This is a genomic window from Cupriavidus sp. C1SS-2L (assembly GCF_057073735.1).
This window is the reverse complement of record NZ_CP172710.1, coordinates 325,945-350,215: the sequence shown is the minus strand read 5'-3', so window position 1 is coordinate 350,215 and position 24,271 is coordinate 325,945. Positions and strand designations below refer to the sequence as shown.

Genomic DNA, 24,271 nt, shown 5'->3' with positions numbered 1-24,271 from the left:
AATCGTACTCGCCGAGGAAACGATCACGCCGAAGCGCCGGACGTCGCTACAGTCGAAACTACCTTCTTCTCCGCAACCCGCTGCTTTCGCGCGCCTTACACTGCCGCCTTCTTCAGTGCGGCGTTCGTGGAGGCCTTGGTACCGGCCGCAATCTTTTTCGACGCGACCTTTCGGGCGACAGCCTTGCCTGTAGTCTTCTTGGCGCTTGCAACCTTCGCCTTCTTGGCTGCGAGCTTGTCCTTTGCAGCCTGCTTTTCATAGCGCGCCGCGGACTTGGCGGCTTCCGCTGCTTGGGCGACCTCACGCTTTGCTGCTTCGATGGCCTTCTTCGTGTCGGCGCGCAATTTCAGCAAGCGCTTCTTCGCTGCCTGGGCTTCACGTGCGAGCACGCTAGCCTTCTTTGTCGGTACCGACAGCTTCTTTGCTGCAGGCTTCCTTTTGGTAACCGCGTTCGTTTGCGTGCTGGTTTTGGTTGCTGCGACCATGTCAATATATCCGTTATTTTCGTTGGAGCGCCGAGTATAACCCTATTGGTGTTCTGCTTAACACGAAGTCGCGAAAATGCCGAGTCACAAGGCGGAGGCAACGCTATCTCTGCCCCTTGGGGCAACTCCACCGGTGGATGACTTTGCTGTTCGCCAAGGTGGCGGCCTGGGCCCAGAGGGGTAAGCTGGCACATCGCGGTGAGTGATGGCAAGCAGCAAGCTGGCGCATCCCACTTGCGCTGACAGGATGTCTTTTCTCGAGCGCGGCGTTGAGCAGAGAACGTACAGCCGTTTGCATTATGTTTCCGCATACCGGCGCTCACTGAAAAGGGTCGAGGACTATTGCTTGTCGGACGGCGACCGATACCGAAATGCAGCGCGCGCATGGAGACTTCTTCCATCACAGTTGGGAGACACCCATGCGCAAAGCAAGAATCCATGTCGTTCGGTTTGAAGGTCTGCGATGGGCCACTCAAATAGAGGGTGCTCCCAGCGCCTCGCAGTCTTTTCCTTCGCGTGAGCAGGCGATTGCGGCCGGTACTGAGAGGGCCAAGCAAGAGCGGTGGGAGTTGATAATTCACCGGCGAGATGGCGGGGTCTACAGGCGCAACGACTTCGGAGGTCAGCGGGGCATCATTGGCTAACATGTCTTTGTTGCGGCGATTGCGTCTGCGCATGTAGGACTACGTCCGATACCTACTCCATCGCACAACCTCACAGAGGCATAGTTACCAGCCTCCGTGACGTCCATAGTATTCGTGGTGTCCGTGACCTCTGTACCCATATGAACCATAGTACCCGCCATCGTACGGCACCACGACGCAGCCGCCGAGAAGAGTAGAGACTGCAATCAACAATAGGAGAAGTGTTCTCACGGCGCGTCCCTCATCTTAAAGAAGAGCGGAGAGGCCAGGCTAACCTCCCGGCTGCCTTGCACTCTCCGTAAAGCTTCTACATTCGAGCTTTGTCGCAATGGCCCGTAGCCTTAGCAACGTACCCCGGTCTGCTCGATGGGAGCGGCTTACTGCTTCTTCGTCTTGTCTACGTCGGCGGTGTTAGCAGCCTTCGTTGTGGTCGGCTGCGCTTCCGGCTTGCCGACCTCCACCCCGGCCTTCACTTGGTCGACATTATTCTTTACGCCAACCTTTGCCCTACCAGCCTCGTTATGGGCGGCTTTTGTGTCGCTTGCCTGGTGGGGCGTGCCTGTGGCGGTGGACTTATGGGCGCCAGCTTGTACGTTGGCCTTCGCCTTGTGGGCGCTCGCATGAACGCTTTTTACGTCGCTCTGTGCGCTCACACTGCTCTTGTTGGCCTTTTCCTGCGTGGCGCTCTCTTCCTTGATGCCCTTAACCTGGTCCTTCTTTGCCTCGGCTTGGGGATGAGTTGCGGAAGCTGGGACACCAGTCTGCGCGAAAACCGTACCAACTAGGGCTGCAGAGGCGAGAGCAGCGAACAGCTTCTTCATGACGTGAACTCCTGAGGAATTTTTGGAAGCGCGGCATTACGCCGTGCTTACCGGCAAAAACGACACTGCCCAGAAACGAGTTGACTCAGAACTCGTGACATTCGGTAACTTCTGAAACAGGCAAGCGCAAGCAGCGAGCTTGGCAGAATTTGCGTCCGCTTAGCGTAGATGTTTTGTCCGTACGGAAAAATCTCCCCCGGCCTGGCTTCTGCTGAAGATGGCCTATCGCCCGTTGCTGCGCTCCCGTCCAGACGGATGGGTACTTGGCATCTCGACGTCGCGTTACAGAAAGTCACCGCTTTGCAAGTCGGCTAATACACAGCCGAACCATGGTGACCTAGAGTCTCTGCAAGAGAAAAAGGAGAAGAACATGCGAAAGGCCTCAGCGCTCTTGCTTTTGGTTGGCGTTACCGCTCTTGGCTCAAACATGGCCGAGGCACGGGTGGACGTCGGCATTGGTATCGGCATCCCCGTGCCAGCGGTAGTGGCTCCGCCCCCCGTCTATTACGAGCCGGCTCCGGTGGTCGTTCAGCCTGCGCCCGTGGTAGCGGCTCCGGCTTACTATGACGACGACTGGCGGGCTCGCGCTTGGAGGGAGCGCCAATGGCGTGAGCAGCGGTGGAGAGAGCACGAGTGGCGGGAGCGTCGGCGGGAATGGCGGCGATGGCATGACGACGACTAGCCGAACAAGTGACGGGCTTTGAAAGCAATCGGCACGCAGGTGTTGGATCTACGAGTAGTGGTATCAGGCCGCGTCAAGCGACCAAGGCAGACCTACGTGATGTGGAAGCTTTGCTTCAGTTGTGTTCAATCCCCGTTGGCGGCATACACAGCGAGGCGGTCCAGTTTCATGTCAGCCGAGACAAGACTGGGCTCCTCGGCTGCGCCGGCATCGAAGTGTTCGGCGACACGGTTGGCTTGTTGCGTGGGATCGCTGTCGCGGAGCGGGCCAGACGAGCCGGGCTAGCTGCCTTACTGGTGTCCGCACTGGTCGCCGATGTCCGCTTGCGTGGCATCGCTACATTAGTTGTCGGAACCAAAACGGCGGCCGGCTATTTCTCCCGCCTTGGATTCACACCTGTCGACCGTGTCGCCGTCCCTCCCGGATTACTAGCGTCCCGTGAATTCGATGGTGCCAGTTTCGGCGACACGCCACTACTGAAGGCTGATCTCTAGCGAGAGCACCGTGGTTCAGTCGTCCGCGGTGGCCCTCGTGTCGACCTTTTTGTTGCCAGCGGAAACCTTCCGGACTGAGCAGACCGCGGCCCGGGCAATCGGCGTCGTTGCAGTCACGGGGTGAGACTCGACTATCGCACACGGGCGGTTGAAGGCTCGTCGGCTTCCGAGTTTGCCACGGCCGGAGAGGAAAGCTAGCCGATCTCATAGCTTACCCGGAGCCATATATTCCATGCTGACATCTTTGGTTTCGCCGATGCCATACTGTCCAGCTAACTCCTCCCAAACACGCCTAGCCTCGCCATCGAAGCACGGCGAGCCCGACAGCAAATACCGTCGCCCGCTAGAGGTTACGCCGACCCCCGTGTCACAGTCGAAGGATTGAATTACGCTGCTCACTCGAGCCTCTTTGTTCTCAAGGCAGTATCCGACGAAATGTCGTTGACCTGACCTTGTTTCGCGGATCCGCCAGCGCTCAAGTGTGACGAACGGCTGTACATCGACAGGTGCAACTGCGCTCACAGACATGATGTGTTCATCTATTGAGATCGCAAAAGCCCAACGCAAGTTAGGCCATCCGAGAAAAGTGCGTGCGGGCTTTCGAGAGCGGACCACGAACCAATGCTCAATTACCCGGGTGTTAGCGGACCCAAAGAGGCCAGATGGGCAGGTGGTGGCAGCGTGGCCTAATGATGTGAGATATAACTCGACCTCACGACGAACTCAATCACTCTCCGGCGAACCAGACCCCGAACTTTCATTGTTGAGGGGCAGAACGTCTCGGAATCGTTCCTCGATATGAGCAACGATGGCCGGGGTGGCCTTCCCACGCATAATGTCGAGGAACTCTTGGAAGGCTTGTTCGATAGACGTCGAATCCATCGCCTCGACCAGACGCGTCTTGATAGGGTGTCCAGTTCGGCCGACGGTCCGCTCTGCCATCTCCATCAGATACATTCGGGCTGCGGCAAGGGAGCGCTTCTGTCCTTCCTGTTTCGGCGGGAGGGCCGAAGGTTGCGTCTCCAACTGCCGGGTCGCTGAGTCATGGATGGGTGCGGCGACCAGTCTGATGAATCCCGCTTGTAGCAACTGGCGCAGCGTATCGGGACCAAGCCCAAGATGTTCGCAGCGGGCGCGAAGGTCCCGCGAGTCGGTCTGCCCATCCACCATGATGAGCAGCGCGCGGCTGCGGCGGTCCAGTGTCCCATTTCGCCCGGTAAGCTCCTGCCGACCGGTTTCCGTCTTCTCCAGCCGCCCAATCGTTCCTTCCATCGCTCCCCTCCCCACGGGTCGCGGCCAAACTAAGAGGTCCGGTTTACAGGAGTGTGACAACCCCATAACGCGCACAGGATAAGGTCGCCCCATACTTTGCGAGTCAACGGGTTTTCCCTGGGGTCACGGAAAAGCTGGCCGCACCACTGCCTTGGTCCAGATCCTAGGTTAGACCTTTCACTCGACGCCAGACCCGGCCTGGTCCACAGTGACCGTCCACCACTAGGTTCGCCGCGCTGCATCGCAGCACACATAGAGCTTGATTCCGGCGGCAAGAAAGTTTAGGGTGAACGCTCGGTGTGCGCGCTCAGCGCATCCTCGCACCGAGTTCACTCACTGCCGTTCCCACCGACCCCCGTGGAACTCCATCCACGGGCCAGCAGTCGTAGTTCCTTTTTCCGAGCCCGACAAAGGAGCCTGACATGCTCAGTCCGCATGAAATCGCCGCGCTGCTACTGCTTGGCGATGCGCAAGACATTGACGACCTCGAACCAGACCAACTGGACGGATTGCTGGTCCACAAATTGGTAACGATGGAGCATGGCCATGGTAGCGGTAATGCCCATCCTCGCTTGACGAGTCAAGGGTATTCCATGTTCGAAGCGATGCGAGGCATTCGGTAACTGGACGGGTCTACCCTGCTGCCCGAGACTTTCGATTGTCGAGCGCCGCCGGTGAAGTGGAGGGCCGCGACTCAGTCAGAACACCTTGCCTCGATTGGGAGTCGGTGACGCCGGACGTGTGCTGTCGTTTACACGAGCGCCAATCATTCCGCAGCCCATTTTGGGTCTGTCGCGGTCCTGCTCGTTGTCAAACACGAGTAAGAACATATCATGGACTGACATATCGGCTTGCTTCGCGTTAGCATGACGCCTTGGTGACCGCTAAGGCTGCGACCAGGCGACATGGACTATCTTGAACAGGTTATTGATGTTCGTCTGACACACCATGCCCGTTGGCTTGGTGTTCGGCCGCCTTTCGATGGCAGCGAATTCACTTGGAAGGGTGAGCACTACTATCACCTGAGCGGTACCGACCGGCGGGGCCGTCGCGTCCTCATCGAAGTGTTCAGGATTGGCGACGATGGTAAGCTCGAGGCCGTTTTGGCATTCCAGTATCCACCGCCGATTCGCGATCTCTACCCGGCAGAGTATCAGCTCTTATACAGTGACGACCCATGGGAAGGCGCGTTTCCGCATGCCCAGACCTAAGGCTACGCTGAACAAGCTGGGTAAATTGAGTGACGCAAGTTGATCAGGAGCCCGTTCGGCCGGAAAAATAGCTGTGGCGATGCGAATTTGCCTTCACGCGCCCCCAATTGGGGTGTGTTGACGGGGCGCCCGCCCCGCATTCGCCCTTTATGGGCGGACTGCTCCCATCAGATGCCCTCGACTCAAGTAGAGATTGGCCAGCGCCAGCGCCGTGAAGGCACGGCCGGCGTTCTTCTTCAGGCCACGGTAGCGGACTTTCGTGAAGCCCCACAGGCGCTTAACCACGGCGAAGACATGTTCAACCCGGGCCCGGATCTTCGATTTGTTACGGTTCTTCCCGCGTTGCACTTCGTCAATCTCCCCGTTCCTGCGGGTCCGCTGATTGGTGAAGTCCTTGGCGTGCGGCGCCTTCGATGCGATCAGCTCCTGCTGACTGGCGTATGCGCTATCACCGTAGACACGCCGCTCCTGCCCATGCAGTAGCTGGGGCAGCGCATGCTTGTCGTGAACATTGGCCGGCGTCACCACCGCGGAATGAGCCAACCCGCTCTGACTATCCACGCCAATGTGCAGCTTCATGCCAAAGTACCACTGCTGGCCTTTGCGGGTCTGATGCATCTCGGGGTCGCGCGACTTCTCTTCATTCTTCGTCGAGCTGGGCGCACCAATGATCGTGGCATCGACAATGGTGCCGGTCTTCAGCTTCACGCCATTGGCTTGCAGGCTTCGGCCAACCTCCGCGAACAGCCGTTCGGCAAGCTGATGTTTCTCCAGCAGCCGCCGAAACTTCAATACCGTGGTGGCGTCCGGCACCGGCTCACGACCCAGGTCAATTCCTACGAAGCGGCGCAGGCTGGCGCTGTCATACAGGGCCTCCTCGCAAGCCAGATCTGCCAGGTTGAACCAGTGCTGCAGAAAGTGGATGCGCAGCATCCGCTCCAGACCAATGGGCCGCCGGCCATTGCCAGCCTTCGGATAGTACGGCTCAATCGCGGCGCACAATGCCGCCCACGGCACGATCTGCTCCATCGTCGCCAGAAATTCCTCACGTCGCGTTGGCTTGCGGTGTTGCTCGAAACCTGCGCATTGGTCTGCACCCGCTGCCAACGTCATCTGCTTCATGTTCTTCTCTTTGCGCTCGTGATTCTTCAAATAACGCGCCTTCTCACGAACCGGAGGACTTGATCAGCATTGCCCTAAGGTTTGCACAGAAGTTTTTAACCGTGTCGGGCTGGCGCCACGATCCGATATAAGCTTTCCGCTCCAGCAAGCTTGTACGATTTGTGTGTGACCGCCATGCTGTCGAGGGTAACTCTGTCGCTGGCGTGCGGCGACCGGCCACGGTTGTCATTGGGGGCAAGACGTCGACGCTGAGCGATCGCTAGGCGCGGGGCTGCTGGCCAACCTGGGGTATCCAGCACCATCATCGCGGTCCTAACCGTGCCGCCGCCTCTTTTCCGGCTTCGAACACCCTCCTCACTTACGGAAACCAGGCAGTTCTTCCCACGCTACTCCGGCAGCGGTGCACGGAGGGCTGAAGCGAGCATTTCGATCCGCTGTGCGCAACAGTTCACCATTGCGAGTCCGGTGAACCTCATTTTTCTTAGGAAATTAGCTCGAGCGGCAGGCATGACGGTGGCAGGCCACTTGGCATCGATGGCATAGCTCCGGCATGTTGCGCTGCACAATGTCGTCTGGTATGATTCAGAATCCCCCAATTCTGCGCACACCGGATTCCGCAAGAGGCATTCCGGCCTCGACTGTCCGTGCGTCATTCCACGATTCCGTTCGCACCTCGACAGGCTTGTCCGCCGTCATCTCTGCGACGATCGTCGGCCAACCTGTCGAGGAGAGTGTATTGGCTAATCCAGTTCGCGACGATTCAGCACCCCGCACGATCGCGGTCACATCAAAGACCGGCCGCCGCTCTCCAAAAGGAAAGATCCAGGCGGTCGCAACACCGCTGGACACCATGGCCACGGCGCGCCAGGACGAGGAGCGTCAACGCCAGATGCGCGCGCTGATCGCGCTTGGCCGAGAGCGCGGCTATCTCACCCACGCGGACATCAACGATCACCTGCCCGATAACTTTACGCAAACTGCAGCGATGGAAACCATCGTCAGCACGTTCAGCGACATGGGGGTGACCGTATACGAGCAGGCGCCGGACGCGGACACGCTCCTGTTAAGCGACACCGCGCCTGCCGGGGCATCCGACGATCAGGCGGACGAGGAAGCGGAAGCTGCACTGTCGACCGTCGATTCCGAATTCGGCCGCACGACTGATCCGGTCCGGCTGTACATGCGCGAGATGGGCGCGAGTGAACTGTTGACTCGCGCTGGCGAAATCGAGATTGCAAAACGCATCGAAGGCGGCCTGCAGGGCATGATTCAGGCGATCGCCGCGTGTCCGTCAGTCGTGTCCACGATGCTTGCCGATGTGGACCGCATCGTTGCCGGCGAACTGCGTATCGACGAACTGGTCTATGGTATCAGCGACGACGTGAACGACAGCGAAATTGCGCTAGCGTCCGATGACGTTCACGTGGAGGCAGACGCCTCCGACGACGACCCGGTCGGTGATGACGTTGAACCGGACGCCGGGGATTCGGAGAAGGCGAACGCAGCGCGCCTCGAACAACTCACGCTCGACAGTCTTGCGATATTCGCGCGCGTGCGGGCACTGTTCGAGCAGTTGCCGGACGCACCTGTTACCGGGAAAGCCCGTTCAGCAGCCGTTGAGCAACTGCGCTCAAAGATCCAGTCCGAACTGGCGCCGATCCGCTTTACGGCCAAGACGATCGACCGCCTGTGCGCCAGTGTGCACGAACAGCTTACCGAGGTTCGTGCGATTGAGCGCAGCATCCTCGAGATCGCTGTCGACCGTTGCGGCATGCCACGCAAGGTGTTTGTAGAGTCATTCCCGGGCAACGAGACCGACCTTAAATGGACCAGCAAAATGGCGGCGACCTCGCGGCAGTTTGGCGCGGCGCTCAAGCGGCATCTGCCGGCCATTCAGGCGGGCCAGCAGAAACTCATCGATATTGAGGCCAAGGTCACGCTGCCGCTCCAGCAATTCAAGCAGATCAACCGCCAGATGAGTGCCGCGGAATTAAAAATGCGGCAGGCCAAGCGAGAACTGATTGAAGCGAATCTTCGTCTTGTCATTTCAATTGCCAAGAAATACGTGAACCGTGGCATGCATTTCCTGGATCTTATCCAGGAAGGCAATATTGGTCTGATGAAGGCGGTGGACAAGTTCGAATACCGGCGCGGCTGGAAGTTTTCGACGTACGCCACGTGGTGGGTCCGGCAGGCTGTCACGCGTGCACTTGCCGATCAGGCACGAACCATTCGTGTGCCGGTTCATATGGTCGAGATGATCAACAAGCTGAACCGGATTTCGCGCGATTTTCGGCAACAGACGGGACGGGAGGCGCATCCCGCCGTTCTCGCCGAGCGCATGGAGATGTCCGAGGAAAAAGTGCGCAGTATCCTCAGGAGCGCGAGGCAACCTGTCTCGCTCGAGACCCCGGTGGGCGACGACGCCGACGCGACACTCGGCGACATGATTGAGGATGTCTCTGCAAGTTCACCGGCTGAGGCTGCGATTCACGCGGACATGCGCGCCGCGATCGATGAGGCACTCGACGGTTTATCGCCGCGCGAGGCCAAGGTCCTGCGGATGCGATTCGGGCTCGATACGACCTCTGACCGCACGCTTGAAGAGGTTAGCAAGCAGTTCGATGTGACCCGCGAGCGGATCCGTCAGATTGAGAGCCAGGCGATGCAAAAACTGCTACATCCCAGTCGCGCTGACAAGTTGAGGCCTTTTCTCGAGCGTTGAGCAAAGGCGGGCACGAGCCCCCTTTCGACGCCCTGCTCCACAGCTGCGGCGATCACGCATCGGCCTGATCGCCACCCTTGCAGGACGCGTTCGCCGCGCAGAAAACTTACAGTGGTTTGATGCTCGCTGCCTGCTTCCCCTTGGGGCCCTGCTTGACTTCAAAACTCACCTTCTGGCCTTCCTGAAGCGATTTGAAGCCGCTTCCCTGAACCTCGGAGAAGTGCGCAAACAGGTCATCACCGCCGTCGTCCGGCGTGATGAACCCAAAACCCTTCGTATCGTTAAACCACTTGACGGTACCTGTTGCCATGCTCTGAATGTTCCAAGGACTAGATGTAGGGGATGTCGCCGGCTTGCGCCGGCGGACGTGCGGCTATCTTGTATCACAGCTGCGCCATTGCCGACAATGCGGTTTTCTTAAGCGGCTCCAGTGGGCTGTGCCGTGACGTTGCACCAGCAGAATGGGCATTGGTCCGACCTCGGCACCCAGTACGCCCGCCGGACCTATCGAGCATTGGCCACCACACTCGGCATGCAAATCTCGATTAGCCGGCACGCCAATGCCGAGGACCATGCGCTGATTCTTCTTCAAGACACTGAAGGTCGAACGAATCTCCCGAACGCGCTACGAAAACGTGGGCACAAGCCCGTCAGGATATCGTCGACTCGATCGCCTCGCTTTCGCATACAGCAGCTTCGTACGCTTGGCCCGGTCTCCAACTAGGCCTGGACCACTTAACCACCATCTCGATCGCCGCCACGACCTCTGCCACGATTCTCGCCACGGCTCCCGCCGTGATTCTCCTGTTGATCCTGGACCCGCTCCCGGCCACGACTCCAGCCTCGGTTCTCACCTTGGTTGCCGTTGTTCCGGCCACGGTTCCCCCCTCGCTCACCGCCAGCACTCCAGCCTCGCCGCTCACCCTGGCTCCAGCCGCGATCCCAACCTCGGCGGTCGCCCCGATCCCACTCACGGCGTTCCCCTCGGTCCCAGTCTCGGCGACCGCGGTAGTACCCTCCACTGCTCCAGTCGAAGTACGCCCCGTAGCCGGGAGCGGGGTATCCGCCGTAGTTGGGGGCAGAATAGCTGCCGTAATACCCGTCATCGTATGGAACAACGGCACAGCCGCTCAGTACGGCGGCGGCTATGGACAGGATGGCAAGGCGTCTCACGGACTCTTTCTCTTAGAGGGAAATGACGGCAAGGATACCCGCGGAGTCAGGCATCAACTGTAAGAAATGGTGTGCTGAAAGACAGGCCTGGAGGCACCTATTCGGCCAACTTGCGCCGGTCGATAAGACCGTTGTCGTGATCGACAGCCGCTATATCAGCCGTCGGCTCGCCCACCAACCAGCGCTCCAGTAAAGGCCATAGGTACAAAGCATTGGAAACGCCTGACCATTTTTCGCAACGAAGGAGTCCCCTTGCACAAGCCATTCATCAGCCGGCGCCTAGTTATCCTCGTCGAAGCGATCAGCGCCGTCGTCGCCTTGAAGGAGAGCCTCATGCGTCATGATGTATCCTGACCGGCAAGACTTCGAATCACCTAGCCAGGCAGGAAAGAGAGCGCACATAGCTATGCCCGTTGAAATCCTTAAGCGTTCGGCGGAACTCCACGCCGCAGCGGTTTCCTGCATGAGCGGATCTGCTCCTACTGACCATCCGAGGGTGATTTCCGCGTACCAGTGCTCACTAATGTCGGTGGAGCACGCCGCGGGTGCCATTGCATTGCTCACGATCGGAATGCCAAACGCTGCAATGGCGTTGTTCCGGCCGCAGTTCGAGACGCTCATTCGCGGCGTTTGGTTGCTGGAGGCGGCTGACGAGAAATGGGTACGGCAGTACCATGAGCCGCCTTCGGAAGAGTCATCACGTGCGGCAGACATGGCGCCCGGCGTGAAACTCATGTTCGACGAGCTCCTCAAGCTTGAGGATCCGCGCGTCAAAGGTATCGTGGGGCATCTCGATGAGTACCGCGCGCAATCCTTGCGCGCCTTGAGCAGCCTCACGCACGGGGGCATGCATCCGATGTCCAGATCCGGTACCGGATACCCCATGACTCTGGTCGACAACGTGGTTCGATGTGCAAACGGCCTGGTTTGCTATGCGGCTCAGATGGCGGCGCTGATCTCGACGGATGCGGTGGCGAACATGGTTCTGGTGAGCGGCCTCCATCAGGACTTTCGGGATTGTCTGCCAGGCATGATGGACACGGCGTAACTAGTGCACTTGTTCTTGAGCGTCTCCCCGGGGTCGATAAAGATCGACCACACCCCTCGGCAAGCCGTTGATTGAGTTGAAATCTTCGTCACCCCGGTACCAGCTTTTGCTTGAGGGGTCTTCCGGTCTGCTTCGGCACAACGGCCGCCCCACGCGGCAAACTCACGACCGGACCGGAATGTCTTGGCATCGCCCATCATCGCGACCGCTGCCGTAGCCTTCAGCAAGTCAGGCTCCAGGAATCTCCCTGATCGCCTTCACAGCCTTGTCCTCCTTGATCCAGTCGCGCATTCGCCGCTCGATGTCGGCGATCTGTTCGTCCAATCTCGATAGCCCGACCGGTCGGTATTGCTAACAAGTAAAGCTTGATGATGGCGGCGCACCTGCTAACGGAGACGACGCTCACGTGGGAGTAATGAACGGTGGATTTACCCGGATGTCCGGAGACACGATCATGCCCCTGGAGTCATTGCGCGACGCCTTGCGGAAATGACTGGCGCTTATTGGCGGCCTGCTGGCTCTACCCATTGCCGTCCGCCTTTAGTCACGACGCGTGGCAGTGTGCCCGCTTGAATCTGCGATCGGACCGTCGCCAACAATTCAGCCGTGTTGGGCATGCCTCGTCTAAGTTGGTCCAAGGCATCGGCTGTAATGACGTAGCGTCCTCCACAAGTGGCGCAGCGATAGCGATAGCTGCCGCGATCCTGCCAGTCACGCCAGCGGCGTGAGGTTGGGGCTCCGCATAGAATACAGTCCGCTGCTTCAGTAGAGGGCATGAATCTATTCACTCGTCGACAGGCAACTTGACCTCGCCTTACGATCAGAGAAGATCTTCCAGTTGGTCTTGCTGCCAGCGGATATCTTCCTGGCTGAGAACAACATAGCCGAGGGATTTCAGCAACTTCACGGCCTCCAGTTCGGCATCCAGGTACACCGGCCGTTCCGGTCGGTGAGCGCGCTGTGCGATCACCAGCTGTGAGCCGCTGGTATATACGTGGGGCACCTCCTGCACCAAAGGGCGTCGGCCAGAGAGGATATGACAATGGGTGAGATTTGATTTCCAGCTGATGTCCACGGCTGCGCTGGATCGTGCCATGCAAAGCCGCAAGCGCTTCAGCGCTTTCAGCCAGTTGATGAAGCTGTCGCGATCCGATGGCTGGTAACCCTCTAGGACGCACGCGAGATCATCCTGCGCGATGGCGGCGCCGCCTTCCCGGTCGTCGTCCAGCACAGAGATATCAAGCGCCGCGCGCTGGCATCCCTCTTGGTCGTAGATCAAGCATTCGCAGTCCAGCGCGCCTTCCTGCAGCAACTCGCACAAGAGAGACCAGACTCTCGGATTCTTAGCGACCCTACCTTCAAGTGTCGGATCGACCCTGGGCCAGAAGCTCAGGCAACGAGAGATTCGCGTTCGACTGGACAATCAGTGCAAAAGCCAATGCATTCTCTGACGGAATATCACCACGCGCGAGCCTCTGCGTGGAGGCTTCCTTGAGTTCGTGGATTTCCGCGACGGTCTCCACGGCATGCCGCCACGCATAGGCCGCGAGGTTTTCTGACAGCTTTCGTGCGGGCCTGGCCAACTGTACCGCGAGCGTCTGAACAACACTTCTGCAAACGGTGCAGCCGCATTCAAGCCGGCCAGCATGTAGGAACCCTGCGTACAGCCGTTCCTGATGACCGCAATGGCGACATTCGATAGAAAACCCGCCCTGTCGCGCCGGTCGCTGCGTGGCGAGCAAGCCATCGACCTGATAGTGTGCCTGTCCGTCGCAGCACGGGCACATCCATTGCAACTTGTGTGCACCATCACGAGGCGCGACAGCGCGGTCAAATTGCCGTTCTATCGCACTGCGTGGAATACCCTCGGACCGCCCGACCACATCTGCCGCATAGCGCCAATAGCAGTACGAATGCGCCGCGGCGGCTGTTTCGGTATCCAGGCGTTGAAGGTCGGGGAGCAGATAGACACTGCGGCGGATCTCGTCCGCCAATGCATCGATCAGCGCTGCACCGCCTGGCATCCGCGCCTCAAGCGCGGTGCGGCTTTGTGCGAGGAAATCAGGAACGTAAGCCCGGCGGATCAGGTCCTCGTTCTCGAGCCAGAACCAATGGCCTGGGAGGGTTTCCAGCGCATCGACGCCCGCCCTAACTTCCGACATGCCCGGGCAGGCGAGAAACGTGAAAGGTCTGCTGAACAGGAAAGCATCTGCCATGGATAGATAGTCGCCGGATTATCAAACCCACGGCAACCGCCGTGTACGATAGTCTCACCCCATGACCGCACCAATTCCCATTGCGGGAACCGTCGATGCACGGCACTCCGCTTGAGGAACTTTCCCGTTCTTCTTTTTGTTATACCGCGTGCAATTTGTAACTGCCGCATTGAAAGCATAGGCGACGTTGGCGTATCCCGGCAATGTCGTCTGAAAGGATTTCATATGGTGCCACGCAAAGTTTGCAACCGATGCACCGGGTTCGTGCGAGCGCGTGACCGGTCGCCTGTATGCCGATTGTGCGCGCGAATATGTTGGCAATTGCCTAACTCGGTTGCCTCAGCATCCGCTCGGCCCCAATGCATGTCATTCATGCCGCAGACATGAGGTTTGGAGTCATGTTGAACAGCATGCAGTCAGCCGCTAAGATTTCTATGCGTCGACAGAGGCCTCACCTGCGGGCTTGGCATGCGGTGCATGGGTTCCATGCCTATGCTGGATGCGACAACTGGATACCGAAATCCATAGGAACCGTCATTGGCGCTGGTTCACGACACTCTGCGGAACAGCGCAGAATGCGCGATACTTGCGATTGGCATCGAAGACTGAACTATCGTGTCGATAAAATCCATCGTCTCTGTCGCTGCCCAAGCACAGGTCACGCTCGAACGTTGGCGTGTCCGCGAGACAGCGGGCGGTGAACGCTATTTTGTCGGATTCTGTGTTGAAACGCGGGCCGGCCGTGTAAGCACGGCCATACGAACTTTTGACGCCACCACCGGGGTCGGCACAACCTCGAGCGGCCGGCGATACTTGCTCTCGGGTTGGCCATGCTTCGATGCTGATGCGGAGCGTATTTGGGACCGTTTGGCAGAACTGCATGCCATCACTGAAATCAAGGATGTCAGTGTGGAGTACATGCTTGCCCTACCAAAATGATGACAGTCACATGAAACGGCGCGCGTACCGTACCGTTAGCCATGTTGGGTACAGCAGCACCGTACGTTACTCAGCTAATTCCAGTTTTCAACCATTCGATTTAAAGTTGGCGCATCGAATCGATAGAGAATGGCAATAGCCACGGTTGACCGATCCAATTGTATGGGGTGGATGGTGGTCTCTCATGACCATGGGGGGCGAAGCAATTTGGATCTTTACCGAGTGATATGGGCTACTTGGATAATCTGGCATTCGATTCGCGCTTGCAGTACTTGGCGCGCCGGTTCGGTATCGAATCCCCGCTCGAGGTCAGTTTGATTGAGTGGAAGGGGCATTCGTTTTATCACGTCAGCGGCGTGGACCAAAACGGGCAACGTGTCCTTATCGAAGTGTTCAGGATTGGCGCCCTCCGGAAATTGGAGCCGGTGTTGGTGTTCGAGTATCCGCCACCCATCCGTGATCTCTACCCCAATTAGAGCCAGCGCAGACCTATAGTCATCATGCGCATGGAGTTCGCTATCGCATAGGTGGAACCACGTGAACGCGTGAAGTGAACCCAGCACCACGACGCGACGGCGCACTTGCATTCTCGTTCTCCCCATAGAAGAACGTTGGGTATGGGGCGAGATGTCTCAGGAAAGGCTGCACGTCCCGGCTTCCGATGCAGATCTTCGATCGCTCGGAGGCCGCGCCCAGCAGGACCTCTCTTGCTGCCTGGTCTGCCTTTTCCATTCCTACGGCGCGCGCCCGCTGGTCGGTGAGATCATCGTCGATCAACACATAGCGCCCCGGCAGCAGGTGGGAAAGCATGAAATCACTCAGCGCTTCCTGCACCGAGATCGACAGGCCGAACAGCCGTTTCGGCATGTTGGATGGATTAATGCCACCCCAATCGTAGGTTCCTCCCGCGCGATTGCGCCGCGGGTTCACAGTGAATTTTGATGACATAGTGCCAATCGCCATGACGTGAATATCCAAGGGTGATCGAAGCAGGGAATACTGCGCCTCGTGCACGGCCAGCAACCCTGGGGCATTGGCGTAAAGGCCGCCGTCGACAAACTGATTATTATTGAACGTATAGCGTGCAAAATAAGCCGGCGCGGCGCTGGTGGCCATCGCGATATCCACAATCCGGAACTTGTGATCCCGCTTGAAATTGATGTGGTGCGGCGTCTTGAAGATTTGAGGGCGCCCGGTGGAATAATTGATTGCAGGAACAACTACCCGGTGCGCGCACGCTCCCAACAGCCGTTCTCCGAACATGTGGCTATCAGAAAGCAATTCCGCCAGACGACGCGAAGAGAAAGGGGCCCGCCAGATACCAGCAAGCGACCAGCGCCGCATGAAGATCTTCTCCCCATATTCTGTCAGCAAGGCGACAATGCGGCGCGCCGGCACTTCAAGCGCCAATGCCAGCGCAATGATCCCGCCAATCGAGGTTCCGGCGATCAGGTCAAATCGGCTCGCGATCGGTGCACCGATTTCATCCTCTATATCGGCCAGCACCTTGGCCGTGTACAGGCCCCGGAAGCCGCCGCCCGAGAGCGCCAGGATCTGGAATCTGGAAGATGTCTGGTCCAAGAACTCCCCCTGCAGACGTATGAGTCCACCGATTTTTCACGGTGAGAAAGCGGGGTCTCAGTAACTATCTCAGCCGGCTTCTCGAACCGAGCATCAGTTTTGAGGTCTCGTGGACAGGGCGCCCGAGATGCCATGCGCATCCATACTAGACGACGACCGAATTTTTTACAGCAAGTGTCCAGCCGCCGGGATCGACGGATCATCGTTCCCTGTCAGTACAGGTAATTAGAAATAATTTAATTCTGATTTTCACCATATTGCTATCGCACCAAGTGGTGGTTGCTTTCCACTGGAACCAACGGCTCGCTTTTAACCGCGCGGCAAAGCGGCGGGTATCGCTTCCGTCGTGCCTCGCCAGGCCGGGCATGTTCGCCGTGGCGACTTCCGCCTGCATGCTGTGCGGGCCACTTCTTACCCCCACTTAAGTGGGGGGGTAGGTCGAAAAATTCAGCGCCAGTCAACCCCGGCCTACTATAGATTGTTAAGACATTTAAAACAGATGTTCGAATAGTCGTATCAGCTGTAGTTCATTTTTTGTATCAGTCGTTGGCGGCAATCGCTACTTGCCTTGCCGCCGTCGACATCCGGGGGAAACAATCTTGCGCCAGACGCTTGCGCGCATGCTGCGCCCGTTTGGGCGTCTTGGGTCGTGCACCATCACGGCGGGCACCTTGCTGCTTGGCGTGATGACGACGGCCTTCGTCTTTGTCTTCTGCACCAATCTGCTGGAAAAGGACGTCCGTCTGCGTTTTGAGAACGATACTGGCGACGTGATCCAGCAAATCGATACTCGGATCCGCCTCTATACCGACGTACTGGTCACCATGCAGGCGCTGTTTGGCGCCAGTGAACATGTCTCGCGTGGCGAGTTTCGCGATTTCGTCAGCGGGCTGAACCTGCCACAACGCTATCCTGGTTTCCAGACGCTGAACTACGCGCCGTATGTACCGGCCGACGAACTCGATGCCTTCGTGGCCCGTCAGCGCAGCGACCCCATCCTGCGCGAGGCCGGCGTAACGTTCAACGTGCGTCCCCCTGGCCGCCGGCCCGGCCACTTCGTGCTGACCTTTGTCGAGCCGCTCGACATCAACCTCGCGTCGGTCGGCATCGATATGGGCGCCGAGCCACGCCGTCTTGCTGCGCTTGAGCGGGCGCGCGATACCGGCCAGTCGGTCAGTAGCGGCCGCCTGATCTTCAGCGAGGGCAAGAACCCGCACGTCGGCATCGCCCTGCGCTTGCCGGTGTATCGCAAGGGGCCGAACCTGGACTCCGTGGCGGCGCGCCGCAGCGCCTATGTCGGCTCGGTGGGCGCGGGAATCCGGGTGAATGATCTGATGAGGGACCTGACCAGTAACGAGAACCTGCGCAGGATCCGGTTCCGCGTTTATGACGCCGGAGATTTCGCCGAGCCGGCGGTCTCGCCCTCCGCCACCAATCTGCTCTATGACAGCGTGACTGGACTGGTCACGCATGGCGGGGCGGCAAGCGAGGATGGCGGATCCATTCGCGGCACGAATTCGCACGTCCTGAGCATGGTCGTGGTGCGGAACTTCGGAGGACGGCGCTGGGTGATCGCGTTTTCAGCCGATGCGACAGCGATCAGTGGTCCTCAGCGTTACCTTCCGGCGCTGGTGATGATCTCCGGCTTGATCATCAGCGTGCTGCTGAGCTGGCTGGCCTACGCGTTGTCGAGTTCACGGGCGCGCGCCGTTGCCGTCGCCGAACAGATGACGTACAACCTGCGTGAAAGCCAGGCTGCCCTCTCTGAGGCGCAGCAGATCGCCCGCCTTGGCGACTGGCGCATCGACCTGGAAAAGAGCAGCGCGCACTTTTCCCGCGAAATGGCCCGGCTGCTCGGCTGGCGCGGCGACAAACCGACCCCGGAAACGTTGTTCGAGGCGATCGACGCCGGCTACCGCATCGTGCTGCGCGAGAAGATGCAGGCAGCCTTGCTGGATCGCCTGCCATTTGAGTTCGAGTGTCCCTACCGGTTCCGGGGCCGGCGCCGCGGCTGGCTGCACCTGATCGGGCACGCGCATGGTGCGCAGGACAGCGCCGTCTTGCGGGGAACCGCGCAGGACATCAGCCAGCGCAAGTCCGCGGAGCAAGCCCAGGCGCAGGAACACCAGATCGCCTTGCACCTGGCCACTGCCACCAGCGAAACCGAGGTATTGGAAGATATCGTCCACACACTGCTTGAAGGCATGGACTGGGAGGCCGGCGCTTTCTGGCCCAGCGAGGATACCCATGGGTTGAAGCTGCCGTCCGTCACCCTTGCCCGTGTCAAGGCGCTGGAGCCCTGGCTCGCTGAACACCCTGAGTGTCTGGCCCGTGAGGCTTATTCCCATGTGCCCCAATGGTATGCAAACCGAAGCGCGCTGGCCCGCCATGGGCAAGCCCGGTGGCTCGTGGCGGGCGGTATCCGGGCGGTGTTCGCCTTCCCGCTGAACAGAGGCCCCGTGACGCTCGGCGTCGTCGAACTCTATTCCCGCGCACGGCGCAGCCCGGATGCGCACGCGCTCACCATGGCGAGCGGTATTGCCAATCAGACAGGTCACTACCTGCTAAGGCGCCAGGCCGAGGAGGACCTGCGCTTCATCGCCAATCACGATGCCCTGACCGGCTTGCCGAACCGGCTGATGTTCAAGGCCGAGTTCGAGAAGGCGCTGACACGCGCGCGCAACAGCGAGCAGGCGCTGCATGTCATCTTTGTCGACCTCGACGAATTCAAGGTCGTCAATGACACCATTGGCCACAACGCTGGCGATGCCGTGCTGCGCGAGATGGCCGACCGCCTACGCGAAAGCCTGCCCGACGTAGAACTGATCAGCCGCTTCGGTGGCGATGAATTCATCGTGCTGCTGGACCCCAAGGGCGACACGACGATCCTGGGCCGGACGATCGCCAGGATCCAGGCTGCACTTGAGCTCGCTTTCATCGTCAATGACACGCCGATTCACATGACGGCAAGCATCGGCATCAGCTCGTTCCCCGAGGACGGCAACGACTGGCAAACGCTGCTCAAGCATGCCGACCTGGCCATGTACGGTGCCAAGCAGATTGGCAGGAACGGCTACCAGTTCTATTGCCAGCGCATGAGCGCGTCCCTGCAGCGGCGCATCGACATGGAATCGCACCTTCGCCGAGCCATCGAGCAGCAGGAATTTATCCTCTACTACCAGCCGCGCATTGTGCTCGATTCGGGGGCGTGTACGGCAGTGGAGGCACTGATCCGGTGGCGCCACCCGGACCTCGGCTTGATCATGCCTGCAGATTTCATTCCGTTCGCCGAGCAGAGCGGCATCATTGTCGACATCGGCGCGTGGGCCTTGCGTGAAGCATGCCGTCAGAATGCCGCATGGGTCGCGCAAGGACTGCCGCCAGTGCGCGTCGCGGTCAACCTCTCTGCACGGCAATTCGCCGACAAGTCGCTCCGGCTCACCATCATCGATGCCCTGCGACAAGCGAGGCTGCCAGGCAACCTGCTAGAGCTTGAACTAACCGAAAGCATGGTCATGCACGATGCCGAACGGGCCTCGCGCTGGCTCTCGCGCCTCAAGCGAATAGGCGTGCGATTGGCGATCGACGACTTCGGCACCGGCTATTCCTCGCTCGCCTACCTGAGCCGCTTCCCGATCGATACCGTCAAGATCGACCGCAGCTTCGTCCGCTATATACCGGAAAGCCGCAGCGATACACAGATTACCTCCGCGGTGATCGGACTCGGCCACCGGCTCGGCCTGGAAGTGGTCGCCGAAGGCGTGGAAAACGAGGCGCAGCTCGAGTTTCTACGCAGCGAGGGCTGCGACGAAGTCCAGGGCTACTACTTCAGCCATCCACTGCCGCCGGCGAAGATCACTGCGTTCCTGGCCAGCCGCATGGAGAATGGTCCCGGTTTCGAGCGGGGACCACAACCGATGCGCGCCTGATTGGGTCCGGCGCGTCTTTACGTAGTCCAACAATAAGGAGTGAATCATGCGGGACCGTACCGTTGAAATCATGTGGCAGGCCATCGACGCGCTTGACTTTTCCAGGATCAAGGCCAAGCTGTCGCACCAGAAACAGGTGCAGTGGACCCCGGAATCGCTGGAGTCGGCGGAAGCTGGCTACCGTCAATTCCTCAAGATGGCGGCGAAGTATCCCGGCGTGCCTGCCGTTCCCAGCGAGCAAGTGGATGCGTTCTGGCACGCCCACATTCTGGATACGAGGCGTTATGCGAGCGACTGCGTGAACATCTTTGGGCATGTGCTGCACCACGATCCGTACGTTGGTATCGATGGCCCGGAAGATGAAGCGCGCCTGTTTGAAATGGCCGCGCAGAGCGACGTGCTGAGTATGCGCGAGTTCGGCAGCCCGTTGACTTCAGCTTCGTATTTCGCTCAGGCGGCAGCGGACGAGCCCGCTTACTGTGCTCGCGAGGCGACTGCGGCGGAACCGGCCTACTGTGCTCGAATGGCCAAGGGACCTTCGTATTGCGCGCGCATGGGCAAGGCCCTCGAACCTGCATACTGTGCTCGCGAAGCGACAGCCAATGAAGTCGTCAAGCGGGATCACGCAGCTGGCGGCCGGGCGGCCTATTGCGCCCTGACGTTGTCCCAGCCCGCGTCCTGCTAACGGCCGGCTCAAACAGAAGACCGTCAGGTTGCGAGGTCGACCATGGGTGCTTGCGGTCATGGCGCGGTGTAAGCACCGAGATGTTCATAGTCTGAAGCTGCCGTACGGCTTCCGATCGTGCCTGCACGGCTGGTGTTGCCTGCAGGCGACGGCACGCGCATTGGTCACCTCCAGATTGGCGCGGCACGATGGCTTCGGCAGCTTCCGGATGGGCCAAGTCCAGAACGAGCTCGCAACGCGCCCCGCTGCTTCAGGCTTTACTCGTCCGCTTCCATCGCGCTTGCCACATGACTGTGCGTGCGCAGCCTTTACAGTGTTTGGTAATCTTCTGCGCGCAGGCAACACGACGGAATGCCTGTCTCTAGGCATGACACCGCAACCATGCGCATGGTGCCGCCCAGCGACGGACTCCGCCGCACAGCGGCCCTTGATCCGGCCAACCCTCTGGCGCTGTCTTTAGACTTCGTGCAAAGCAAAACCAAAGCCGTGCCTCAACGCTTGCCCACCGCCCGCTCTATCTCTCCCGTGAAAGAACCTATGGAACGAAGGATTATTCGTGTTGTGCCGGCCGTGCGCGGGTGGGCTGTACTGGTACCAGGGAACAATGAAGCGCAATGTCAGTGTTCAACGATGGAGGATGCCATCGCGGCTGGCTGGGCGCTTGCAAAGTGTGAGAATGCCGAACTGCATATCACTCGGCATGATGGCATTGTGCGCCCGGGGGCGGATCCCGGGGTACGACAGAATAGAAGAAAGAATGGGTGAATTGCGTATTAACCTTGACAGAGGTGGATCCACAACAGAAACGTTGGACGTATGACGAGATCACAGCCTGTGCCGAGACGGCAATCAGATGTCGTTCGTGACGACGGGAAGCATGCAGGTGGATGGCAGAGCAACGCTGTCGCCTACGGTATCTATCTCGCTTGGTCGGAAATCGTTGGTGGTGACAGGACACCTGTAGGCGACGAACGCTTACATACGCTCGTTCGCGCACATTGAGGGACGTGGATAGATCTGTGGCGTATTCACAATTTTGCAAACAAGCGCCAAACCGCAACGGAGCAAAATTTAGGATACGCTGTTGAGCCGACAAGTTTAGGCCTTGTCTGGAGCATTGAGCCCTGCTTCACAGCTGCAGCGATCACGCATCGGCCTGATCGCTGCTCTGCCAAGATGGGTTCTCAGCGTAGAGAGCTTACAGCGGTTTGATAGTTGCTGCCTGCTTTCCCTTGGGGCCCTGCTTGACTTCAAAACTGACCTTCTGGCCCTCTTGAAGCGATTTGAAGCCACTTCCCTGAACCTCGGAGAAGTGAGCGAAAAGATCATCGCCGCCGTCGTCCGGCGTGATGAACCCAAAACCCTTCGCATCGTTAAACCATTTTACGGTACCTGTTGCCATATTCTGAATGTTCCAAGGACTAGACGTAGAGAACGTAGCCGGCTTGCGCCGGGCGTGCGGTTATCTTGTATCACAGTCGAGCCATTGCGGATAATCAGGTTTTCTCGAGTGGTTTAGGTAAAGTTGTGCCGCAACGTTGCGCCAACGGAGCAGGCACTTGCCTCCACAATGCTACCGAAGCCACCTTCACTATCCGGCTGGACGCCAGACTTCAAATTGAAGACGTTGAAATCCGCCGGTGGGCCGCAGAGGCCTTCTTTTTCCGGTTAACACCGCAGCGATTGATGGCAACAATGGCGTCGTCCATAGCCGAGCTCACCAGCTCTGGCGTGTCGGCTGTCTCGTAGCATCGGCCCTTCTGCCAGCAGCATGCAGTGTCCACGGAGATGTACTGACCGTGAGTCCCCCGCCACAGGCGGGACTGACCCTGGCAGGTGAGACCCTCAGGCCAAGGGTACTTTCCCTGTCGCCGCTGAAGGCACTACCAGTCTCAACGTAGACGTTCCGTCCTACCAGCACCGGGCAGCATGAGCGCACATTATGTGGGAACTGCCTTGTGGACGTTCAGGCAACTGAGATGCGCTCGCGTATGAGCTCGCCCTTTAGCGAGCAGAAGAAACGCACCACCACCGCGTTGTCCCACTACCGCGACCTTGCGCAAGCCCAGGCGGACATCATCGACTACGTGCTGTTCTTCTACAACCAGCAAAGATCGCATTCGGAAACGATGAACATCCCGCCGGTTGAATATTGAGGCTTCAAAAATTGGGGCGGTCTAAAAAAGTGTGCAAGATAACTTGACCACTACACCTGTCACACTTGTCCGGCACAGCAGAGTTCTATAGTTGATTTAACTCCGATCTTAGAATGCTTCATTTGTCTTTGACGTCGCACCCGCATAAGATGTCGGTGTGTGGCCTTTTCCCTGCAAAACGCTCCCCGTTTCGCAGATTATTATGGGCGCGGCGACGGTCGCGCTTCTTTTTGTTATGAGGACGGTTGGTTGAAAGACCCTATTGGCGAATTTCCGGGTGAATCCATTCCGGACAGGTGACCGACTCCCCGAACCCGTCATGATGATTTTTCGCCGGAAAGTCATGATGATGCGTGGCGCCCGAGCCGACTGGCCGAACAAGATCGGGCAGCTCCCCATCCAGCGGATTGCGTCGCTGCGAAGCGCAAGGTCACCCTCGACGGGACGATTGTGTTGGAACGCTGGATCGTTCATGCGAAATTCCCCGGAGGCGGCCAGCAGGATGGCCGATTGGAGTGTAGCTTTGACGATGGCCGATGCTGAAACGACCGTCATCTGTGGCATCGCCTGCAAAACGATATTGCCGAATGTACAGACCTCAGTAGGTGCATTCGCAATGATGGCATGGATGATTTCCGTCAAGCCCACAACCTGCGAAGGGAAACCCCTTCTCGCATTCATTGCAGTTGGAATCCTCACGCTTCTGTCTTGTGCCGCCATGCTGCGCCTATATGGTGCGCTATGATGCATCAGCGGCGCCGATTTCGCACGATGAGGGCTGGTCCACATTGGGAAAGGGCAGCGTGGCCTGATTGCTGTCGAGAGTCCCCGATGATAGCGGTAACCGTATCGGCAGTTGCGTCGCGACACCAGCGCCGATCAGAAGTGCGCACAACACGCGATGACGGCGGCCTGCCGGACGGCGCGCGGACGCGGTGGCTTCAGTCCGCAGACCTGTCGCGCTCAACGCTCCGTCGTTCCATCGCTATCAGAATGCCCGTTAGCACAACCCGGTGAAACAACGTAGCGTCCTTTCGCGAACTTGGCATATAAGCCACTTAGAGCCCTTCTGCAATGGCAAAAATCCT

Annotated in this window: 22 protein-coding genes and 2 pseudogenes; 13 read left to right on the top strand and 11 right to left on the bottom strand. The window is 58.9% G+C overall.

Annotated features, from left to right (window positions below):
* Positions 1-95 precede the first annotated feature (95 nt).
* Positions 96-485 carry a fumarate hydratase gene (locus tag ACIGJG_RS32335; protein WP_483674130.1) on the bottom strand — a complete coding sequence of 130 codons (390 nt, stop codon included), beginning with the start codon at positions 483-485 and terminating at the stop codon, positions 96-98.
* 371 nt (positions 486-856) lie between these two features.
* Between ACIGJG_RS32335 and ACIGJG_RS32330 the strand changes: the two genes are divergently transcribed.
* On the top strand, positions 857-1,129 hold the full coding sequence (locus tag ACIGJG_RS32330) for a DUF2188 domain-containing protein (protein ID WP_483674129.1): 273 nt from the start codon (positions 857-859) through the stop codon (positions 1,127-1,129).
* Positions 1,130-1,506: 377 nt separating this feature from the next.
* On the opposite strand, the gene ACIGJG_RS32325 is transcribed toward ACIGJG_RS32330, so the two are convergent.
* The gene (locus ACIGJG_RS32325) at positions 1,507-1,950 is read right to left on the bottom strand and encodes a hypothetical protein (RefSeq protein WP_483674128.1); all 444 of its coding nucleotides are present in this window, start codon (positions 1,948-1,950) and stop codon (positions 1,507-1,509) included.
* Between the two features lie 370 nt (positions 1,951-2,320).
* On the opposite strand from ACIGJG_RS32325, the gene ACIGJG_RS32320 reads away from it, so the two are divergent.
* Positions 2,321-2,632 (top strand): hypothetical protein, encoded by a 312-nt coding sequence (locus ACIGJG_RS32320; protein ID WP_011295785.1) that lies wholly within the window; start codon positions 2,321-2,323, stop codon positions 2,630-2,632.
* Positions 2,633-2,733: 101 nt separating this feature from the next.
* Positions 2,734-3,126 (top strand): GNAT family N-acetyltransferase, encoded by a 393-nt coding sequence (locus ACIGJG_RS32315; RefSeq protein WP_235679955.1) that lies wholly within the window; start codon positions 2,734-2,736, stop codon positions 3,124-3,126.
* Positions 3,127-3,849: 723 nt separating this feature from the next.
* On the opposite strand, the gene ACIGJG_RS32310 is transcribed toward ACIGJG_RS32315, so the two are convergent.
* The gene (locus tag ACIGJG_RS32310) at positions 3,850-4,398 is read right to left on the bottom strand and encodes a hypothetical protein (protein ID WP_483674127.1); all 549 of its coding nucleotides are present in this window, start codon (positions 4,396-4,398) and stop codon (positions 3,850-3,852) included.
* Positions 4,399-4,820: 422 nt separating this feature from the next.
* Between ACIGJG_RS32310 and ACIGJG_RS32305 the strand changes: the two genes are divergently transcribed.
* Positions 4,821-5,021, top strand: coding sequence for a hypothetical protein (locus tag ACIGJG_RS32305; protein WP_084792025.1), 201 nt, complete (start codon positions 4,821-4,823; stop codon positions 5,019-5,021).
* Positions 5,022-5,303: 282 nt separating this feature from the next.
* The gene (locus ACIGJG_RS32300; protein ID WP_483674126.1) at positions 5,304-5,609 is read left to right on the top strand and encodes a hypothetical protein; all 306 of its coding nucleotides are present in this window, start codon (positions 5,304-5,306) and stop codon (positions 5,607-5,609) included.
* A 147-nt stretch (positions 5,610-5,756) separates the two neighbouring features.
* Here ACIGJG_RS32300 and ACIGJG_RS32295 read toward each other — a convergent pair whose 3' ends face one another.
* Positions 5,757-6,731, bottom strand: a complete 975-nt coding sequence (locus tag ACIGJG_RS32295) for an IS5 family transposase (RefSeq protein WP_483672899.1) — start codon at positions 6,729-6,731, stop codon at positions 5,757-5,759.
* Positions 6,732-7,581: 850 nt separating this feature from the next.
* Between ACIGJG_RS32295 and rpoD the strand changes: the two genes are divergently transcribed.
* Positions 7,582-9,456 (top strand): RNA polymerase sigma factor RpoD, encoded by a 1,875-nt coding sequence (rpoD, locus tag ACIGJG_RS32290; protein WP_483674372.1) that lies wholly within the window; start codon positions 7,582-7,584, stop codon positions 9,454-9,456.
* Positions 9,457-9,562: 106 nt separating this feature from the next.
* On the opposite strand, the gene ACIGJG_RS32285 is transcribed toward rpoD, so the two are convergent.
* Both ACIGJG_RS32285 and ACIGJG_RS32280 read right to left on the bottom strand, forming a co-directional pair.
* Positions 9,563-9,766: a cold-shock protein gene (locus ACIGJG_RS32285; protein WP_011295788.1), complete on the bottom strand. Its 204-nt coding sequence runs from the start codon at positions 9,764-9,766 to the stop codon at positions 9,563-9,565.
* A 340-nt stretch (positions 9,767-10,106) separates the two neighbouring features.
* Positions 10,107-10,478: a hypothetical protein gene (locus tag ACIGJG_RS32280; protein ID WP_483674125.1), complete on the bottom strand. Its 372-nt coding sequence runs from the start codon at positions 10,476-10,478 to the stop codon at positions 10,107-10,109.
* Between the two features lie 491 nt (positions 10,479-10,969).
* Here ACIGJG_RS32280 and ACIGJG_RS32275 point away from each other — a divergent pair, with 491 nt between their 5' ends.
* Positions 10,970-11,677: a DUF6988 family protein gene (locus ACIGJG_RS32275; protein ID WP_483674124.1), complete on the top strand. Its 708-nt coding sequence runs from the start codon at positions 10,970-10,972 to the stop codon at positions 11,675-11,677.
* 121 nt (positions 11,678-11,798) lie between these two features.
* Here the strand turns inward: ACIGJG_RS32275 and ACIGJG_RS32270 are convergent.
* Together ACIGJG_RS32270 and ACIGJG_RS32265 are read right to left on the bottom strand one after the other, a co-directional pair.
* Positions 11,799-12,013: pseudogene (locus tag ACIGJG_RS32270) on the bottom strand (transposase); the annotation flags it as partial.
* A 484-nt stretch (positions 12,014-12,497) separates the two neighbouring features.
* A pseudogene (locus ACIGJG_RS32265) lies at positions 12,498-13,893 on the bottom strand (hypothetical protein).
* 615 nt (positions 13,894-14,508) lie between these two features.
* On the opposite strand from ACIGJG_RS32265, the gene ACIGJG_RS32260 reads away from it, so the two are divergent.
* Positions 14,509-14,832, top strand: coding sequence for a hypothetical protein (locus ACIGJG_RS32260; protein ID WP_166487191.1), 324 nt, complete (start codon positions 14,509-14,511; stop codon positions 14,830-14,832).
* Positions 14,833-15,059: 227 nt separating this feature from the next.
* Positions 15,060-15,308, top strand: coding sequence for a hypothetical protein (locus tag ACIGJG_RS32255; RefSeq protein WP_483674123.1), 249 nt, complete (start codon positions 15,060-15,062; stop codon positions 15,306-15,308).
* A 40-nt stretch (positions 15,309-15,348) separates the two neighbouring features.
* Here ACIGJG_RS32255 and ACIGJG_RS32250 read toward each other — a convergent pair whose 3' ends face one another.
* Positions 15,349-16,413: a CBASS cGAMP-activated phospholipase gene (locus ACIGJG_RS32250; protein ID WP_483674122.1), complete on the bottom strand. Its 1,065-nt coding sequence runs from the start codon at positions 16,411-16,413 to the stop codon at positions 15,349-15,351.
* Between the two features lie 599 nt (positions 16,414-17,012).
* Between ACIGJG_RS32250 and ACIGJG_RS32245 the strand changes: the two genes are divergently transcribed.
* From ACIGJG_RS32245 to ACIGJG_RS32235, 3 genes are all read left to right on the top strand, one after another.
* The gene (locus tag ACIGJG_RS32245) at positions 17,013-20,342 is read left to right on the top strand and encodes a bifunctional diguanylate cyclase/phosphodiesterase (protein ID WP_483674121.1); all 3,330 of its coding nucleotides are present in this window, start codon (positions 17,013-17,015) and stop codon (positions 20,340-20,342) included.
* A 70-nt stretch (positions 20,343-20,412) separates the two neighbouring features.
* Complete coding sequence (locus ACIGJG_RS32240; RefSeq protein ID WP_483674120.1) at positions 20,413-21,027, top strand: glycine-rich domain-containing protein; 615 nt, start codon at positions 20,413-20,415, stop codon at positions 21,025-21,027.
* A 351-nt stretch (positions 21,028-21,378) separates the two neighbouring features.
* A complete protein-coding gene (locus ACIGJG_RS32235) occupies positions 21,379-21,792 on the top strand; it encodes a DUF2188 domain-containing protein (RefSeq protein WP_483674119.1) in 414 nt (137 codons plus the stop codon).
* A 433-nt stretch (positions 21,793-22,225) separates the two neighbouring features.
* Here the strand turns inward: ACIGJG_RS32235 and ACIGJG_RS32230 are convergent, their stop codons facing one another.
* Positions 22,226-22,429: a cold-shock protein gene (locus ACIGJG_RS32230; RefSeq protein WP_011295800.1), complete on the bottom strand. Its 204-nt coding sequence runs from the start codon at positions 22,427-22,429 to the stop codon at positions 22,226-22,228.
* Positions 22,430-23,018: 589 nt separating this feature from the next.
* Between ACIGJG_RS32230 and ACIGJG_RS32225 the strand changes: the two genes are divergently transcribed.
* Positions 23,019-23,183, top strand: a complete 165-nt coding sequence (locus ACIGJG_RS32225; RefSeq protein WP_166487192.1) for an IS3 family transposase — start codon at positions 23,019-23,021, stop codon at positions 23,181-23,183.
* Between the two features lie 108 nt (positions 23,184-23,291).
* Here ACIGJG_RS32225 and ACIGJG_RS32220 read toward each other — a convergent pair whose 3' ends face one another.
* A complete protein-coding gene (locus ACIGJG_RS32220) occupies positions 23,292-23,825 on the bottom strand; it encodes a hypothetical protein (protein ID WP_166487193.1) in 534 nt (177 codons plus the stop codon).
* Positions 23,826-24,271: the final 446 nt, after the last annotated feature.